Source organism: Sphingomonas sp. Leaf231, from assembly GCF_001421995.1.
Taxonomy (GTDB): Bacteria; Pseudomonadota; Alphaproteobacteria; order Sphingomonadales; family Sphingomonadaceae; genus Sphingomonas.
This window is the reverse complement of the sequence record NZ_LMLS01000003.1, coordinates 165,839-182,602: the sequence shown is the minus strand read 5'-3', so window position 1 is coordinate 182,602 and position 16,764 is coordinate 165,839. Positions and strand designations below refer to the sequence as shown.

The following is a 16,764-nucleotide window of genomic DNA, read 5'->3' as shown; positions in this document are numbered from 1 at the left end:
CCGGCGGTGGATCAATCCGTCTTGATTCGCAACGCTCACTGGACGACCGCTTCGCCCGCATGACCTTCACCCCGCCCCCCTCCCCCACGCCGACGCGGATCGGCATCGTCGCGATCGGCCGGAACGAAGGCGAGCGGCTGACGCGATGCCTGCGCTCGGTCGAGGGCAGCGGCGCGGCGGTGGTATATGTCGATTCCGCTTCCACCGACGGCAGCGCGGATCGCGCGCGTACGCTGGGCGCACGGGTCGTCGATCTCGACATGGCATTGCCGTTCACCGCGGCGCGCGCCCGCAATGCCGGGCTGGCGGCGCTGCCCGACGTCGCGCTGGTGCAGTTCATCGACGGTGATTGCGAACTGGACGCCGCCTGGCTGCCTACCGCGACCGCCTTCCTCGACGCGCATCCTGATGTCGCGGTCGTCTGCGGCCGGCGGCGCGAACGGTTTCCGGCGGCGTCGGTGTTCAACCGGCTGTGCGACATGGAATGGGACACGCCCGTGGGCGAGGCCGGTGCCTGCGGTGGCGACGCATTGATGCGCGCCGACGTGGTGCGCCGCGCCGGCGGCTTCCGCGACGACCTGACCGCGGGCGAGGAACCGGAATTGTGTGCACGGCTGCGCGCCGGCGGTGCGCGGGTGTGGCGGATCGATGCGGAGATGACGCGTCACGACGCCGCGATGCTGCGCTTTCGTCAATGGTGGTGGCGCGCCGTCCGTGGCGGTTTCGGCTATGCGCAGGCGGGGGATGCCACCGCCGCGCTGCCCCCGCCCTTGTACCGCGCCGAGGTGAAACGCGCGACCCTGTGGACATGCATCATCCCGTTCGTGGGCGTCGCGCTCGCGCTGTTCATCCATCCCGCTTTCCTGCTGCTGCCGGTCGTCGCCTTCGCCGCCCAGGTCGCCCGCATCGCGCTGCGGGGCCATGCGCCGCGCGGGATGGCGTGGCCGCACGCCTTCTTCACGATGCTGGCGAAGTTCCCGGAGATGCAGGGCATCGTCCGCTACCGGCGGCAACGCCACCTCACATCGGCGATCACCTACAAATGACCGTGCCGCGCATCGCCTATGTCGTCAGCCAGTATCCGGCATCGTCGCACACCTTCATCCGGCGCGAAGTAGACAGCCTGCGCCGTCATGGCGTGGATATCCAGACCTATAGCATCCGCCGGCCGTCCGACGCGGAAATGCAGGCACCGGAGGACAAGGCGTCCTTCGCGGAAACCCGCTTCGTACTGCCCCTGTCGCCGCTTGCCTTGCTGGGCACGCACTTGCGGGCGTTCTTCACCCGGCCGGCTGACTGGCTGTCGCTGCTGCGGCTCGCCATGCGCCACCGCGCGCCGGGCACGAAGGCGTTGCTGTGGGCGATGTTCCATTTCGCGGAGGCGGTGGTGCTGGCGCGAATGCTGCGCGTGGACGGCATCACCCACGTCCACAATCATTTCGCGAACGCCGGCGCGACCGTGGGGATGATGGCAGCGCGCTTCGCGCGGCTGCCATGGAGCCTGACGCTGCATGGTATATCGGAAACCGATTATCCCGCCGGGCTGATGCTGGGCGCGAAGCTGCAAGCGGCGAATTTTGCCGCCTGCGTGTCGTGGTTCGGCCGTGCGCAGGCGATGCGCGTCACCGCACCGGCGCATTGGCACAAGTTCGCCGTCGTGCGCTGCGGGCTGGACCTGCCCGCACTTCCCCCGCCCGCCGCACGGAATGCCGGACCGCGCCGTGCGATCGTATGCGTCGCGCGGCTCTCGGCCGAAAAGGGCCATCTGGGCCTGCTGGAGGCGATCGCCCCGCTCGACGCGTCGTTGACGCTGGTGGGCGACGGGCCGATGCTGGGCGAGATCGAGGCGGCGGTCGCGCGGCTCGGGTTGACCGGCCGGGTGCATTTCGCCGGGCGGCTGGACGAGGCGGCGACGCTGGCGGCGATCGCGCGGGCGGACCTGCTGGTGTTGCCCAGCTTCATGGAAGGGCTGCCGATCGTGCTGATGGAGGCGATGGCGATGGGCGTGCCGGTGATCGGCAGCCGCGTGGCCGGGGTTCCGGAGCTGATCGAGGACGGCGTGGAAGGGTTGCTGTTCCGGCCCGGCGACTGGACGGACCTGCATCGCGCGATCGCTCGCCTGCTGGACGAGCCGACGCTTGGCGACCGGCTGGCGGCGGCGGCGCGCGCCAAGGTCGAACGTGAGTTCGACATCGCGACGGCGGTCGCCCCGCTCGTACAGCGGTTCGGCGGGAAGTAGGCGATGCTGTTCGATCATTTCGACCGGGTGCGGATCATCAACCTGAAGCATCGCACCGACCGGCGGGCCGAGATGCAGGGCGAACTGCGCCGGCTGGGTGCCGGGCACGATCCGCGCGTCGCGTTCTTCGATGCGTGCCGTTTCGACGAGGCGGGCACGTTCAGCTCGATCGGCGCGCGCGGGGTCTATCACAGCCATCTCGCAATTCTCGAGGATGCCGCGACGCACGGGGCCAGCGTGCTGATCCTGGAGGACGACGTCGATTTCACCGCTACGGCGCGCGACGCCGTACTGCCCGACGACTGGCAGATCTTCTACGGCGGCCATTATGCCACGACCCCGGAGGACCTGCACCGCAGCGACATCATCGGTGCGCATTGCATGGGGTTCCGCGCCGATGTGGTGCCGCGGCTGGCGGCGTATCTGCGTGAGTTGCTCGGCCGGGCGGATCATCCGCCGGTCGATGGTGCCTATGTGTGGTTCCGCCGCGCACACCCCGGACTGGTCACGCATTTCGCGCTGCCGCCGATCGCGGACCAGCGCCCGTCGCGGACCGACATCGCATCGTTGCGGTTCTTCGACCGGTGGCGCGGCCTGCAGGAGGTTGCCGGTTTCGCGCGCAGTAGCAAGCGGCTGGCGACCCGCCACCCGGCCGCGTTCCGGCGCGCGCTGATCCTGGGCAGCGGCGTGGTGGCGGCAGCATTGGTGGCGGCGTTCGCATGAAGTGGATCGCACTCCTTTTCGTCCTCGGCCTGCTGCCGGTCGCGATCGGCTGGCTGCGCGGCAATCCGCAGCAATTGCCACGCGTGATGATGGGGCTGGGGCTGGCGCAGTTCTTCTCGGGCATCCTGCACCTCACCGTCGCCCCGATTTCCTGGGCGATGTGGCCGGGGTTCAACAAGGGGCTGGAACTGTCGGTGGTCGACGCGATCTCGGTCGTGGTGATCGCGGCCGCGCCCGCCCGGTCGCGGGTCGCCAACCTGCGCTGGCCGATCGGCCTGTTCGCGATCCCGGTCCTGTTCAGCGCGACACGCACCGACGTCCCGATGCCGACACTGTTCTATGCGTGGCAGCTGGGCCGCGTGGCGTTGCTGGTCACCGCCGTGGCGATCGCCTGCCGCGATCCGCGCACGCCCAAGGCGCTGCTGCAGGGGCTGATCTTCGGGCTGGCGTATCAGGCGGTGATGTCGATCAACGAGCGTGCGCACGGCGTGGTGCAGGCCGCAGGCACGTTCGGGCACCAGAACCTGCTGGGCATGATCACGCATTTCGTCGTCTTCCCCTCGCTGGCGCTGCTGCTGGCGACCAAGAAGATCAAGTGGATGTGGCTGGGGCCGGTGTCGGGCGGGCTGATCGCCATTCTGGCGGCTTCACGCGCGACGATCGGGCTGGCGGGGCTCGGCTATGTGCTGCTTTTCGGGCTGTCGCTGCTGCGACACTCCACCGCGCGCAAGCGCAAGGGGGCGATGCTCGCCATCGCCGCCATGACGATCGCCGCGCCGCTCGCCTATGCCACGCTGGGTGCCCGGTTCGAAAAGGCGCCGTTGCAAGGCGATTACGACGAACGCGCCGCCTTCGAGAAAGCGGCGACCGCGATGCTCCACGACTATCCGTTCGGGGTCGGCGCGAATCACTATGTGATCGTCGCCAACACACAGGGCTATTCCAGCCGCGCCGGCGTCGCGCCGGTGTTCGGCAGCCGTAGCGCACACGTCCACAACGTCTACCTGCTGACCGCCGCGGAAACCGGCTATGCCGGCGCGGTCACCTTCACGATCATGATGTTGTGGCCGATCATCGTCGCGCTGCGCTGCGCCTGGCGGTTCAGGCGCGATCCACGCGGCGAGTTGCTGGTCGGGGCCGCCGCCGCGCTGATCGTCGTCGCGGTCCATTCGATGTACGAATGGATCTTCGTGCTGGCGACCGTACAGTATCTGTATGCCACATTGGTCGGAATGATCGCCGGCCTGTGCCACCAGATGGGCTATTGGACGCCCGTGCGCCGCCGCCGGGCGGCCGCTCGACCGACCCCCGACGACGATGACGAGGCTCGCTCCGACCCCGTACCGGCCTGAGGCCGCCTGACCCGGTCGGTGCCGCGCGCCGTCCGGAGACGGCGCGTACATGCGGCACCGTCTCCGGCCCGGACGCTGCGGGAAGGTTTACCAGCGCCTAACCATGCGCCTTCACCGCGCCCTAACCAGCCCGCGGTAGAACGAGCCATCCCCACGGAACGCGGTTCCGCGATCACGGGCATGGAGTTCTCGCATGATGTCGCTGCGGCGCGCGGCACCGGGCACGCTGACGCGTGATGCCGGTCGATCCCTCACGTACATGGTCGCGGCGCTTGCCCTCGCTTCGTGCGGTGGCGGCGGGGGTGGCAGCGGCGGCGGAACCGGTGCCACGGCGGCGATCGTACCGGTCGCCGTCGCGCCCGCCCCTTCGCCGACCCCGGCCCCCGCCCCGCTACCGACGCCCACGCCCACGCCCACGCCGGCCACGGTCAGCCCGGGCAGCCTGTCGATCGAGGAAGACGCGTCGCATATCGCCAGCAACTTCGATGTCGCCAGCGAACTGGTGCCATCGTGGGGAACCGGCGAGACGCCGGCGAGCGCAGCGCCCGATGTAGTCGGCGCGTTCCGTTTCATCTGCAATCCCAGCCACGAGCTGCGCGACGATCCGGTCGTCTTCCCCGGTCAGGCCGGCAAGTCGCACCTGCACCAGTTCTTCGGCAACACGCTGGCCAACGCCCATTCGACTTATCAGAGCCTGCGCACCAGCGGTGCGAGCACGTGCAACAGTCCGCTCAATCGCAGCGCCTATTGGATGCCGGCGATGCTGAACGGCAAGGGCGGGGTCGTCCGTCCCGATTTCATCAGCGTCTATTACAAGCGCCTGCCCGAGAGCAGTCCGTCGTGCCAGCGCATGGGCAAGACGTGCGTCGCCCTGCCGCGTGGCCTGCGCTTCGTCTTCGGCTATGACATGATAAACGGCGCGCCGAAAACCGGGGCCGGATATTTCAACTGTCAGGGACCGACCGCCACGTCCGGCCACTTTACGGACATCGTCGAAGCCGCGAAGCATTGCGGGGTCGGCAATCAGCTGGGCGCGATCATTACCGCCCCCAGTTGCTGGGACGGCAAGAACCTCGACAGCGCCGACCACCGCTCGCACATCGCGTACACCAGCTACGGCGACTGGGGTTACGAGAAGTGCCCGGCCACGCATCCCTATGTCATTCCGGCGTTCACGATGGGCGTCTGGTACACCGTGGATGCGGATCTCGACACGTCGGGAACGTGGGACCGCAGCAAGCCGACCTGGCATCTGGCATCGGATGAAATGCCGGGCATGCCGGTGATGCGCCCGGGCAGCACCTTTCACGCCGACTGGTTCGGGGCGTGGGACGACGGCGCCATGAAGATGTGGACCGACAATTGCATCAACAAGCTGCTGAGCTGCAACGGTGGCGACCTGGGCAATGGCAAGCAGCTGAAAATGTTCGCCGGATTTAGCTGGACGGCGAAGCCACACGTGGTGCCGGCGTCGTGACCCACCACCGTGCGGGCGACGCCGCTTACACCACCAACGCGACGATCGCCGTCCAGATCAGCAGCGCCAGCGCCATGCCGAACAGCACGCCGCGCGCGGCCTCCAGCGGGTCGGTCACGTCGGCCACGAACGGGCCGATCAGGCCGAACCGATCGAAGACGAGGGGCACGCCGCTAAGCGAGTATGGTTCCGCACGATCGAAGGCCACCCGTCTCTCCTTTCGCTGCCCTGTCGCCGACCCGTCCCGGAACGGCACAGAAACCTGTCACCTCGATGAACGAAGTGCATCCGCGAAGTTTCCGTCGTCCGCAAACCGACCCCGCGTTAACCCGCTGGTAGGTGGCGTGGCGCTAGTCCCCTGAAAATCAACGAAAGGTGCGGCGATGCTGCTTCCAGCGATCTTGCTACCCAGCGATACCGACGATCGCCGCTCTGCCGAGCGGCAACCGATCAACCAACCATCCACGCTGCGTGACGAGCGCGCCCACGCGTCCGATGTCTATGTCCGCGACCTGTCCGAGACGGGGTTCAGCGTGGCGACCGATTCGCGGCTTGAGATCGGCAGCACTGTGACCATCGGCCTGCCCGGTCGCGGCCGCGCCAGCGCGCGGGTCGTGCGCCAGGTGAGCGGCGGCTACGGCTGCGAATTCGTCGATGCGCTGGGCCGGGCGGAAGTCATGCAGACGTTTCGTGGCGGCACGGTCATCCAGATGACATCGAGCGCGCCGATGGTCGCTCCGCTGCCTGAACCGGTGATACGGCGCCTGCCGGGCGCGGTGCGCCTGACGGTGATCCTGGGTGGCTCGGCACTGCTGTGGGCGGGAATCGCCAAGGGTCTGACCAGCCTGCTCTAGCCCCCGACGATGGCCGACCGTCCTTGGGTAGCGGTACGATCGCCGTATCGGGTCAGTGCGGAATTAAGGCGTCTTGGCCGAGTCGCGACACATTGGCGACTTGGCTATCGCACTGACGATCCGGCCGTATTGCCCGTCGACCGGCAATACGCGGTGATCGGGAGCCGACGCGCCGTATCGAGGCACTGCACGGCAAATTCGTCCTTCAATCGCGTTTACGCCCCAAAATGGAACAGGACGACAAGCCGTCCAGCGCGGCTTTCGGTCCTCTGGATTGCCGACTGCGAACCGTTCCGGGCAACGGAGCGGCGCGGTCGCGGCGTGCCTCCCGACACGATCAGCAACACCCACGACGCCCTTGAAACAACCGCTCGGCTCGACCTCCCGCCTCGCGACCGACGCCGGCCTGGCGTGGGCGAAACGGCATTCGCGGACGGGCTCTTTCGCGAGCGCGGGGCGAGGATGGTTGCACCGCACATCGGGGTTGCCGATCCGGAACCGAACACGTTAACAACAATTTAATGCCGCGACGGAGCGTCGTGGCGGCGCGGTGAGGCGAGCGAAGTGTAAACTTCTTCCGGTTTTCACCATCGCCTTATTGTTCTATTTGTTGCAATGCAGCGTGACGTCCAGGGAGCGAGCCCGTGCATGAAGCGACCATCACGGCCATGCCGGTAGAAACCGGCGTAGCCAACGGCTCGAGCGGCTGGCAACGGCTTGACGATATCGCCAGTCGCGTCCTCGACGTGACGCTGGCGGTCATCGCGCTCATCATCCTCGCCCCGCTAATGGCGGTCGTGGCGGCGGTGATCTATTTCCTCGATCCCGGCCCGGTGATCTTCGCGCATCAGCGGATCGGCCGTGGCGGGCGTTCCTTTCCGTGCCTGAAGTTCCGCAGCATGGTGGTCGATGCCGATGCGCGGCTGCGTCACCTGCTGGAGACCAGTGCCGAGGCACGGGCGGAATGGGAGCGCGACCACAAGCTGCGCGACGATCCGCGCGTCATCGGCATCGGCAAGTTCCTGCGCAAGACCAGCCTCGATGAGCTGCCGCAGCTCTGGAATGTCGTGCGGGGCGACATGAGCCTGGTCGGCCCGCGACCGATCGTCGTCGGCGAGATCAGCCGCTACGGGCGGTATTTCGAACATTATTGCGCCGTGCGCCCGGGGATCACCGGCCTGTGGCAAGTCGGCGGGCGCAACGACGTGTCGTATCGTCGCCGTGTCGCTTACGATGTAACCTACAGCCGCGCGCGGTCCTGCGCGATGAACGTGAAGATCATCGCCTACACCGTGCCCAGCGTATTGCTTCAGCGCGGCTCCTACTGACCTTCACGCGCGTGGCGTCTGAGGATCAGGCGCCGCGCAGCTTGGCCCGTACATCGTCGAGTCGCCGTTGTGCGTGATCTCGGTCGCGCGCGGCGAGTACCGCCATCTGTTCTCCCAGCGCATTGATGGTCCGGCTGGCAGCGGCGGCATCGTTGATCGCCTTGGCCGACACGATCCTCAGCGTGCGAATCGCCTGATCCTGCGCGGCATATTCCACCCGGTCGCCGCGCTGCTGCGCGATGGACCGCTTCTCCAGTGCAGAGTCCAGCTTCAGCATCACGACCGTGTTGCGCGATTCGTTGAGGTCGCGTTCGGCGCGCGCGTCGTCGATCCGCCGCAGCACCACGCCACGGCGCGCCTCGGCGGCGGCGGCATCCGCCATCAGCCTCCGGCGGGCATCCGCCATCGCCGCGATGGCGACGGGATCGTTACGCCGCGCCACCAGCCCCGGCGCAAAGGCCAGTGTGGACGCACCGGTCAGTTCGGCGGTCCACAGCGCTTCCTGTGCCAGCAGGCGATCGGTCGCAGGGCCCGGAACGGGCGCTGCCCCGCGCGCAGTGCAGGCGATCGCCGCCACGCCGGCCAGGCCGAACAACGCAGCGAAGCCGACACCGCGACGCAACGCGGCTGCGGCGTCGTCGTTCACGGTCGTCCCCCTGATCGTCGCTTCCATCATGCCAAACTTCCTCAACTACATCGGCGGACCTTCATAGTATCCCCAACCCGTTAACATCGGGTAAGCCATATCGGTCAGGTCATCACGCCGATCGTTGCATCGTCGCAACGTGTTGCGAGAACACCGTTCCCCTGCCAACATTTCCCGACAATTAACCTCGCCTTTAGCCGCACCGCGTAACTGCTTGCCATCCGCCGGATTGGCGGTGACAGTTTGGATTCGGGCAGACATCGTGTCGATCTCGCGGCTACGTACACATCTTCTTCTGGCGACCGCGTCGCTCACGCTGGCCGGCTGCGGTGGCGGTGGCGCCGGCAGTGGCGGCGGGAGCACCGGCTCGACCGCGCCGGTGGTCGTCGTCACGGCCCCGACGCCCACCCCTACCCCGCCTCCGGTCGTCGGACCCGGAAGCGCCGGACCAGGTCTCACGCCCAGCCCGCTCCCGACGTCCAGCGACGGCGGAATCGTGATCGTCGCGCCCACACCCGTGGCGACGCCCACCCCCACGCCCACTCCAGCGGTGACACCGACGCCGACACCTGTCGTGCCGGGCACGCCTGCGCCCAGCCCCACGCCGTCGCCCACGACCGTGCCGATGCCGATGCCGATGCCGATGCCGATGCCGGTGTCGTCTTCGACGCCCACTCCGACGCCTACGCCGGTGGTGATCGTCGAACCGATGCCGACACCCACGCCCATGGTCACGCCGGTCCCGACGCCCACCCTCGCGCCCGATCCCGCCCCCTCGCCGGTGATCGAGTTGCCGGAGGAGGCCGCGCCGACCGACGGGTTCGCCTATCTGGCGACGCGCGCCGCCGAGTTCGCGTCGTCGATCGTCGATGCGTTCTGGAAGTTTCTGGCGCTATTCACGTCCGGCGGCGGCAACGCGCCGTGGACCGATGGGCTGACCGCGTTCAACCAGCCGGTCACCACCGTCAGCGGTGCCGCGGCGGTGCCGGTCGACGTCCTGCGCCTGACGCGCCAGGCCTCGTTCGGTGCGACGCCGCAGCTGGTGTTGCGGATCGCCGAACTCGGCATCCCCGGCTGGATCGACGAACAGTTCCGGGTGCGCGGCAGCACCTATGCCGATCTCGTGAGATGGGTGCCGAACGATTACTGCTCGGATCGCACGATCGCCAATTGCTGGCAGAACCACTTCACGCGCGTGCCGGTCGCCGCGCGCTTCTACGCCGACGCCACGCTCGCGCCCGACCAGTTGAGGCAGCGGGTGGCGTTCGCGCTGTCGCAGATCCTCGTCATCTCCGGCAATACCGTGAACAGCACCTCGGGCATCGCCGCCTATCAGCAATTGCTGCTCGACGGCGCGTTCGGCAACTACCGCGATCTGCTCGGCAAGGTCACGTTGCACGGCTCGATGGGCTGGTACCTGTCGATGGCCGACAGCGTGCGCAGCGCGCCGTCGGAAAACTACGCGCGTGAGATGCTGCAGATCTTCACGATGGGGCCGATGCAGCTGCACGCGGACGGCACGCCGGTGCTGGCCGGCAACGGCGCGCTGGTACCCAATTACACCGCCGAAGACGTCAGGGGCGTGTCGCGCGCGCTGACCGGCTGGACCTATACGCGGGCCAACGGGCGCACCGACTGGGCCGGCATCGATTATTCCCAACCGATGGTCGTTCGCCCGGTCAACTGGGCCTATGACACGCAGGCCAAATCGTTCCTGGGCGCGACCGTACCTGCGGGCGCAACGCCGGCGGAGAGCGTGCGGATCGCGCTGGATGCCGCCTTCGCCCATCCCAGCACGCCGCCCCGCATCGCGAAGATGCTGATCCAGAATCTGGTGAAGTCCAATCCCTCGCCCGCTTACGTAACGCGGATCGGCGCGGTGTTCGTCGACAACGGCAAGGGCGTGCGCGGCGACCTGAAGGCGGTGGTGCGCGCGATCCTGCTCGATCCCGAAGCACGCGGCGACGAGCCGCGCGGCGGCGGCGCGGGCAAGGTGAAGGAGCCGGTGCTGGTGATGACCGCCGTCGTGCGCGCGCTAGGGCTTCAGACCGACGGCGTCAGCATGACGATCCGCGATACCGCGATCGGCCAGCCAGTGTTCCAGGCACCGTCGGTCTTCAACTTCTACCCGCCCGATTACCCGCTGGCGCGCAGCAACGGGCTGGTCAGCCCGGCGTCGAAGCTTTTGTCGGCGGGCGGGACGGTCGCGATCCAGAACCTCGTCCACGAATGGACGATGCGCGGCGATGCGAACCGCGGCGACTGGAACTTCAACAACAACCTGAACAATTTCACCGGCACCGCACCGTTGTGGGGCGGATGGGAGGCGATCGGCACCGATCCGGACCGGCTGGTCGCCGTCGTCAACCTGCTGATGCTGAACAACTCCGCCACGTCGGCGCAGAAGCAGGCGATGCGCGCCGCCGCGCTGTCGATCACGCACCGCGACGCGCAGATACAGGCCCGCAAGCGCGCGCAGGCCTTGCTCTACATCGCCGCATCCAGCCCCAATTTCCTCGTCGATCGCTGAGGATCCGATCCCATGACCCTGATCTCCCGCCGCCATTTCCACCATATGGCGATGAGCGCCGGCGCGGCCGCCGCGCTCGGCATGTTCGGCCGCGGCGTTGCTTACGGTGCGCCCGGCAGCGGTTTCCGCGCGATGGTCGGCGTGTTCCTGTTCGGCGGCAACGACGGCTGGAACATGCTGGTCCCGACCGATCCGGCCGCTTACGGTGCCTATGTCAGCGCGCGGCAGACCATCGCGCTGCCACCCTCGGCGGTGACGCCGCTGGCCGGCAGCGGCCTTGGCCTGCATCAGGCGATGGCCAGCCTTGCGCCGATCTGGGACAAGGGTGCGATGGCGCTGGTCCTGAACGCCGGCACCTTGGCCACGCCGCTGACCAAGGCGACCTACCTCAGCCGGCCGGATCTGCGTCCGTCAAACCTGATGAGCCATTCCGACGAGCAGGAGCATTGGCAGGGGTTGCGCGCGCAGAGCGTCAACCGCGACGGCTTCATGGGCCGCCTGCACGACCGGATGAGCACGGGCAGCGGCGTGCCGCCGGTGATCTCGTTCGCGGGCAACAATGTCGCGCTGATCGGGCAGCAGGCGCAGCCGCTGGTGCTGCCGTCGCGATCGGTGCTGACGCGTTGGGATAGCGGCAACAGCGCGGTCGAGGCTGCCGTGGCCAGCCTGGCGGGCGGCACCGGCCTCGACGACGTCACCGCCTCCACCGCGCAGACCGTGACCGACGCCTATGCGATGACCGCGGCGACCAGCGCGGTGCTGGGCGCGACCGGCAGCGTCGAGGCGTTCTTCGTCGATCCCGCGACCGGGGCAGCGCTGACCTCCGACGTGTCGCAACAGCTGAAGCGCGTGGCGCGGATGATCGAGGCCCGCTCCACCTTCGGGCATACGCGCCAGTCGTTCTTCGTGTCGCAGGGCGGGTACGACACCCACGACAACCAGGTCGCGAATGGCAGCGTCGCCACCGGCATCCACGCCAACCTGCTGCGCGACCTCGCGCTGGCGCTGTCGGCGTTCTACAAGGCGATGGAGGCGCTCAGCCTGCAGGACAACGTCACGGCTTTCACGATGAGCGACTTCGGGCGCACCTATCGCGGCAATGCGCAACTGGGCAGCGACCATGCGTGGGGCAACAACCATCTGGTGATCGGCGGCGGGGTGACCCCCAAGAGCGTGTTCGGCCGCTACCCCGATCCGACGCTGGGCGGCGCCGACGACATCAGCAACGAGGGCCGCTTCCTGCCGACGATGGCGCAGGAGGAATATCTGGGCGCGATCCTGAAGTGGCACGGCGTCGCGGACGGCGACATGGGCTATGTCGTCCCGAACTGGAACACGTGGTCGACCAACGGACGCGGCCCGATCGGCCTCTACGGCTAAAGCATTGAATACGCGGTACCATCGTCGGCGAATGTTGCGAATGTTGAGACACTGACGCGACTTTTCGGGACCCACCGTCGGAAGCGGGAAAGGCGATGTCCGATCCGCCCGCGATACTAACCGAGCCGGCGTGCGTAGGACAGCCGACAGGTCGTTTGTTCGTGTGCGGCGGATGCCCTATGGTGGCCGCGCCTGCTGGAGACCGACCGTGTACCGCCGCCCGATGATCGCCGTCCTGTCGTTGCTGGCATGCGCCGCACCCGGTCCCGCACAGTTGCGCGCCGACGAGGTCGGGTACGAACTGCGCACGCCCAACGAGGCCGCGCTGGCGAAGAAGCAGAAGGGCAGCGGTTCGCACAATGTCGGCAGCCGGCACGGCGACCTGATCCGCCCGGTGTTGAGCGAGGACGTGTCGGCGGTGCCCGATGCGATCCCGTCGACCGTGCGCGTCGCCACGCTACTGCAACCCACCGGAGGCACCGGGGTGATACCGCCGTCGGGCCGGCCCGACGTGGTCGGCGCATTCCGCTTCATCTGCCAGCCCGGCCACGTCAATTACGACGACCCGATCGTCTATCCCGATCAGCCCGGCAAGAGCCACCTGCACCAATGGTTCGGCAACACCGCCGGTAACGCCGCCTCCACCTATGCCAGCCTGCGCACCACCGGGCAGAGCACCTGCGTCAACATCCTGAACCGCTCGGCCTATTGGATGCCGGCGATGCTGGACGGCAAGGGGCATGTCGTGCGGCCCGACTACGTCTCGATCTATTACAAGCGGATGCCCGACCGGGACCCGAATTGCGCGCGACAGGGGAAGGAATGCGTCGCGTTGCCGCGCGGGCTGCGCTTCATCTTCGGCTACGACATGGTGACGAACACGCGCTCGACCGGTGCGGGCTATTTCAACTGCGACGGCCCGACCGCGACCCCCGGCCATTATGCGACCATCACCGAGGCGGCGGCGAATTGCCCCGCGGGCAACCGGCTGGGCGCGGTCATCAACGCCCCCGATTGCTGGGACGGCAAGCGGCTGGACAGCGCCAACCACCGCGACCACGTCGCCTACACCAGCTATGGCAGCTGGGGTTATCCCAAATGCCCGGGATCGCATCCCTATGTCATCCCGGCCTTCACGATGGGCGCGTGGTATTCGGTCGACGCGCAGCGCGCCGACACATGGTATCTGTCGTCGGACGAGATGCCCGGCATGGAGCGGATGCCGGCGGGGTCCACCTTCCACGCCGACTGGTTCGGTGCGTGGGACGACGATGTCATGGCGGCGTGGACCGATCATTGCATCAACCAGCTGCTGAGCTGCAACAGCGGCGATCTCGGCAATGGGCGCGCGCTGGTGCAGAGCGGCGAATTTTCGTGGAAGACCGCGCAACGGCTGGTGCCGGTGCCGGCGCGACCGGGCGGCACCACGGCCGCGACGCCTTAGTCTCCGGTCGGCTTTTTTCCTGCCGGTCGCGATCGTTGCGGATCACATCGGGTGTTCATGAAGCCATTTTCGGGTAACCGCCGGACGACGGCCCGCCGGCTGCGCGCGACCATCGCCTTTTCACGGGTAACACGACCTTCATGACCGACGTTTCCACGCTCCGCGCCCGCATGTTCGCCCGCGTGCATGTGCCAGAGGTGCTGCTCAAGCGGCTCGGCTGGGCGACCTCCGGCTATATGATGGTGCTGGTCATCCGCTTCGTCACCAACGTGGTGCTGACGCGCATCCTGGCGCCGGAGTTGTTCGGCATCATGATCCTGGTCACGTCGCTGCGGATCGGAATCGAACTGTTCACCGACATCGGCATCACCCAGAACGTGGTGAGCAGCCGCAACGCCACCGACCCGCGCTTCTACAACACCGCCTGGACGTTGCAGCTGCTGCGCGGCGTGGTGCTCGCGCTCGTCGCGCTGTTGCTGCTGCCGGTGTTCGACCATTTCTACAAGGACCCGACGCTGCAGATGGTGCTGCCGTTCATGTCGGTGTTCCTTATCCTGACCGGCGTGACCTCGATCGGGCTGCCGCTGTCGGTGAAGGAAATGGCGGTGCACCGCACAGTGCCGTTCGAGATCGCCTCGGCCGCGATCGCTTCGGTCCTGCTGATCCTCGCCTCGTGGCTGTCGCCCGATATCTGGGGGTTGCTGGGCGGCAGCATCCTGGCTTCGATGGTGCCGGCGGTGCTGTATTATTTCATCAAGCCGGAGATCAAGCACCGGCTGATGATCGACGTCGGCTATGCGCGCGAGATCGTCGGTTTCGGCAAATGGGTGTTCGTCTCCTCGGTGATCTTCTTCCTGGCGTCGAACTTCGACCGGCTGGTGCTGGCGAAATACGTCAGCTTCGCGATGCTGGGCATCTACGGCGTGGCGCGCAGCCTGTCGGACGTGTTCGCGCTGTTCAGCGTCAAGCTGGGCAGCGAGATCATCTTCCCCAGCGTGGCGGCGTCGACGGTGCGCGGGGCCGAATTGCAGGGCAAGCTGGCGCATCGCCGTCTGCAATTCCTCGCTGCGGCGCTGGTCGCGGTCGCCGGGTTCATCGCCCTGTCCGATGTCGTGATCTCGGTGATCTACGACGATCGCTATCGGGGCGCGGCGCAGTTGCTGCCGTGGGTGAGCCTGGCGGCGTGGATGACCATCCTGTGCACGCTGAACGAGAATCTGATGCTCGGGCTGGGCAAGCCGCGTTACGGCGCGCTGGGCAGCGTCGCCAAGCTGGTCGGGCTGGTCGCCTTCCTGCCATGGGGGCTGACGCATTACGGCGTCGTCGCCGCGGCGGGTGCGACCGTGGCGGCGGAGGTGCTGCGTTACCTGTGCCTGATGATCGGGCAGGCGCGGGAACGGGTGACGTTCATGCGCCAGGACGTGGCGGCGACCGCGCTGCTGCTGGCGCTCGCCTATGCCTTTCGCTGGGTGACGTTCCAGATCCATCTCACCGGGCCGCCGGCCGACCTGTTCCGGATCATCTTGCATTGAGGGTTACGCCGAAGGGGGGCGCGGGTATGGAGAACAGCGACACGAACGGCGGGGTATCCGCCTATTTCTACGCCGGTGATTTCGTCGAGGCGGCGCGACGCCATGCGGCGGGCGAGCCGCAATCCTACGCCACTCACGACGAATTGATCCGCACCTTCGCCGCGATCGGTGCGCGGGGCCGGCCGGTCGACATCTACAGCTTCTGCGCAGCCGCCCATCCCCCGCGGGAGATCCTGCCCAACGTCCGCGTCACCGCGCTGGGCGGGCAGCATCACCGCGATCTCGTGCTGGTCGAGGCGTTCCGGCGCGATCCCAACCCGGCGGTGATCTGCCACTTCCCCAGCCTGGCGCTGCATTATCACATCTGGCGATCGCGCAAGCGCGCGCTGTCGGTGATGGCCAGCTCGTTCAACGTGCCGGGGCTGCGGCCCCGCACCAACCTCACGCTGCTGCGTTTCCTGCTGAACCGCCCGCGCTTCGATTTCGTCGCCAACCATTGCGCGCCGGCGACGGAATTGCTGGCCCGCTCCGGGGTCCGCCGCGACAAATTGCTGGCGTGGAACATCCCCTTCCATCGCAGCCCGGCGCAGCGTCCGGCCCGCACCCGCAACGCGATGGATGCGAAGTCGATCTGCTATGTGGGCAGCATCAACGAGAGCAAGGGCGTCGGCGACCTGCTGCGCGCCGTCGCGACGTTGCGCGACGACGGCATCGACGTGCAGGCGACGATCGTCGGTGGCGGCGAGGTGGCGGCGATGCAGGATCTCGCGACCGAACTCGGCATCGCCGACCGGGTGCACATGACCGGCTTGATCGACAACGACCGCGCGTTCGACATCATGGGCGAAAGCGACGCGGTGATCGTGCCCAGCCGCCACGACTTCCAGGAAGGGTTTCCGCTGGTGCTGTTCGAGGCGATCGCATCGCGCACGCCGATCGTGTGCAGCGACCATCCGATCTTCGCCACCGCCTTTGCGGACGGTGTCGACGCACTGCTGTTCACCCAGCGCGACCACCGCGATCTGGCGCGGCAGGTCGCGCGGCTGCTTCGCGACGATTCGCTCTACGCCGCGCTGTCGCAGGCGGCCGAGGCGACCTGGGCACGCGTCACGATCGCTGCGGACTGGAGCACGATGATCACCCGGTGGGTGGAGGAAGGACGGGGATCGACATACCTGCGCGACATGACGCTGGCGGCGCAGAAGGCCGTGACGGCGCCGTAAGCGTCCGCCGTTCCGTCTCTCCCCGGGTCCGGGATC

Annotated in this window: 15 protein-coding genes; 12 read left to right on the top strand and 3 right to left on the bottom strand. The window is 67.6% G+C overall.

Annotated elements, in window-relative coordinates:
• Positions 1 to 59: 59 nt before the first annotated feature.
• The 5 genes from ASE95_RS12115 (at position 60) to ASE95_RS12095 (ending at position 5,791) form a co-directional block, all read left to right on the top strand.
• On the top strand, positions 60 to 1,046 hold the full coding sequence (locus tag ASE95_RS12115; protein WP_056636527.1) for a glycosyltransferase: 987 nt from the start codon (positions 60 to 62) through the stop codon (positions 1,044 to 1,046).
• Positions 1,043 to 2,239 carry a glycosyltransferase family 4 protein gene (locus ASE95_RS12110; RefSeq protein WP_056636526.1) on the top strand — a complete coding sequence of 399 codons (1,197 nt, stop codon included), beginning with the start codon at positions 1,043 to 1,045 and terminating at the stop codon, positions 2,237 to 2,239. Before ASE95_RS12115 ends, ASE95_RS12110 begins: the two co-directional genes overlap by 4 nt.
• Positions 2,240 to 2,242: 3 nt before the next feature.
• Positions 2,243 to 2,962 (top strand): hypothetical protein, encoded by a 720-nt coding sequence (locus ASE95_RS12105; RefSeq protein ID WP_056636525.1) that lies wholly within the window; start codon positions 2,243 to 2,245, stop codon positions 2,960 to 2,962.
• Complete coding sequence (locus ASE95_RS12100; protein WP_056636523.1) at positions 2,959 to 4,314, top strand: O-antigen ligase family protein; 1,356 nt, start codon at positions 2,959 to 2,961, stop codon at positions 4,312 to 4,314. Before ASE95_RS12105 ends, ASE95_RS12100 begins: the two co-directional genes overlap by 4 nt.
• 193 nt (positions 4,315 to 4,507) lie before the next feature.
• Positions 4,508 to 5,791, top strand: coding sequence for a DUF1996 domain-containing protein (locus ASE95_RS12095; RefSeq protein WP_056636520.1), 1,284 nt, complete (start codon positions 4,508 to 4,510; stop codon positions 5,789 to 5,791).
• Between the two features lie 25 nt (positions 5,792 to 5,816).
• On the opposite strand, the gene ASE95_RS17725 is transcribed toward ASE95_RS12095, so the two are convergent.
• On the bottom strand, positions 5,817 to 5,999 hold the full coding sequence (locus ASE95_RS17725; protein WP_156348022.1) for a hypothetical protein: 183 nt from the start codon (positions 5,997 to 5,999) through the stop codon (positions 5,817 to 5,819).
• A 175-nt stretch (positions 6,000 to 6,174) separates the two neighbouring features.
• Between ASE95_RS17725 and ASE95_RS12090 the strand changes: the two genes are divergently transcribed.
• Positions 6,175 to 6,645, top strand: a complete 471-nt coding sequence (locus tag ASE95_RS12090) for a PilZ domain-containing protein (protein ID WP_056636518.1) — start codon at positions 6,175 to 6,177, stop codon at positions 6,643 to 6,645.
• A 644-nt stretch (positions 6,646 to 7,289) separates the two neighbouring features.
• Complete coding sequence (locus ASE95_RS12085) at positions 7,290 to 7,973, top strand: sugar transferase (RefSeq protein ID WP_235528298.1); 684 nt, start codon at positions 7,290 to 7,292, stop codon at positions 7,971 to 7,973.
• A 25-nt stretch (positions 7,974 to 7,998) separates the two neighbouring features.
• On the opposite strand, the gene ASE95_RS12080 is transcribed toward ASE95_RS12085, so the two are convergent.
• Both ASE95_RS12080 and ASE95_RS18310 read right to left on the bottom strand, forming a co-directional pair.
• Complete coding sequence (locus ASE95_RS12080; RefSeq protein ID WP_056636516.1) at positions 7,999 to 8,649, bottom strand: hypothetical protein; 651 nt, start codon at positions 8,647 to 8,649, stop codon at positions 7,999 to 8,001.
• Between the two features lie 15 nt (positions 8,650 to 8,664).
• Positions 8,665 to 9,354: a hypothetical protein gene (locus ASE95_RS18310; RefSeq protein WP_162234690.1), complete on the bottom strand. Its 690-nt coding sequence runs from the start codon at positions 9,352 to 9,354 to the stop codon at positions 8,665 to 8,667.
• Between ASE95_RS18310 and ASE95_RS12070 the strand changes: the two genes are divergently transcribed.
• The 5 genes from ASE95_RS12070 to ASE95_RS12050 all read left to right on the top strand — a co-directional run bounded on the left by ASE95_RS12070 (position 9,347) and on the right by ASE95_RS12050 (position 16,728).
• Positions 9,347 to 11,149, top strand: coding sequence for a DUF1800 domain-containing protein (locus ASE95_RS12070; RefSeq protein WP_056636514.1), 1,803 nt, complete (start codon positions 9,347 to 9,349; stop codon positions 11,147 to 11,149). The genes ASE95_RS18310 and ASE95_RS12070 overlap by 8 nt on opposite strands.
• A gap of 12 nt (positions 11,150 to 11,161) precedes the next feature.
• Complete coding sequence (locus ASE95_RS12065) at positions 11,162 to 12,529, top strand: DUF1501 domain-containing protein (protein ID WP_056636512.1); 1,368 nt, start codon at positions 11,162 to 11,164, stop codon at positions 12,527 to 12,529.
• Positions 12,530 to 12,737: 208 nt separating this feature from the next.
• The gene (locus ASE95_RS12060; RefSeq protein WP_162234689.1) at positions 12,738 to 13,973 is read left to right on the top strand and encodes a DUF1996 domain-containing protein; all 1,236 of its coding nucleotides are present in this window, start codon (positions 12,738 to 12,740) and stop codon (positions 13,971 to 13,973) included.
• 140 nt (positions 13,974 to 14,113) lie between these two features.
• On the top strand, positions 14,114 to 15,505 hold the full coding sequence (locus tag ASE95_RS12055; RefSeq protein ID WP_056636508.1) for an oligosaccharide flippase family protein: 1,392 nt from the start codon (positions 14,114 to 14,116) through the stop codon (positions 15,503 to 15,505).
• A gap of 26 nt (positions 15,506 to 15,531) precedes the next feature.
• Complete coding sequence (locus ASE95_RS12050; RefSeq protein ID WP_056636506.1) at positions 15,532 to 16,728, top strand: glycosyltransferase; 1,197 nt, start codon at positions 15,532 to 15,534, stop codon at positions 16,726 to 16,728.
• Positions 16,729 to 16,764: the final 36 nt, after the last annotated feature.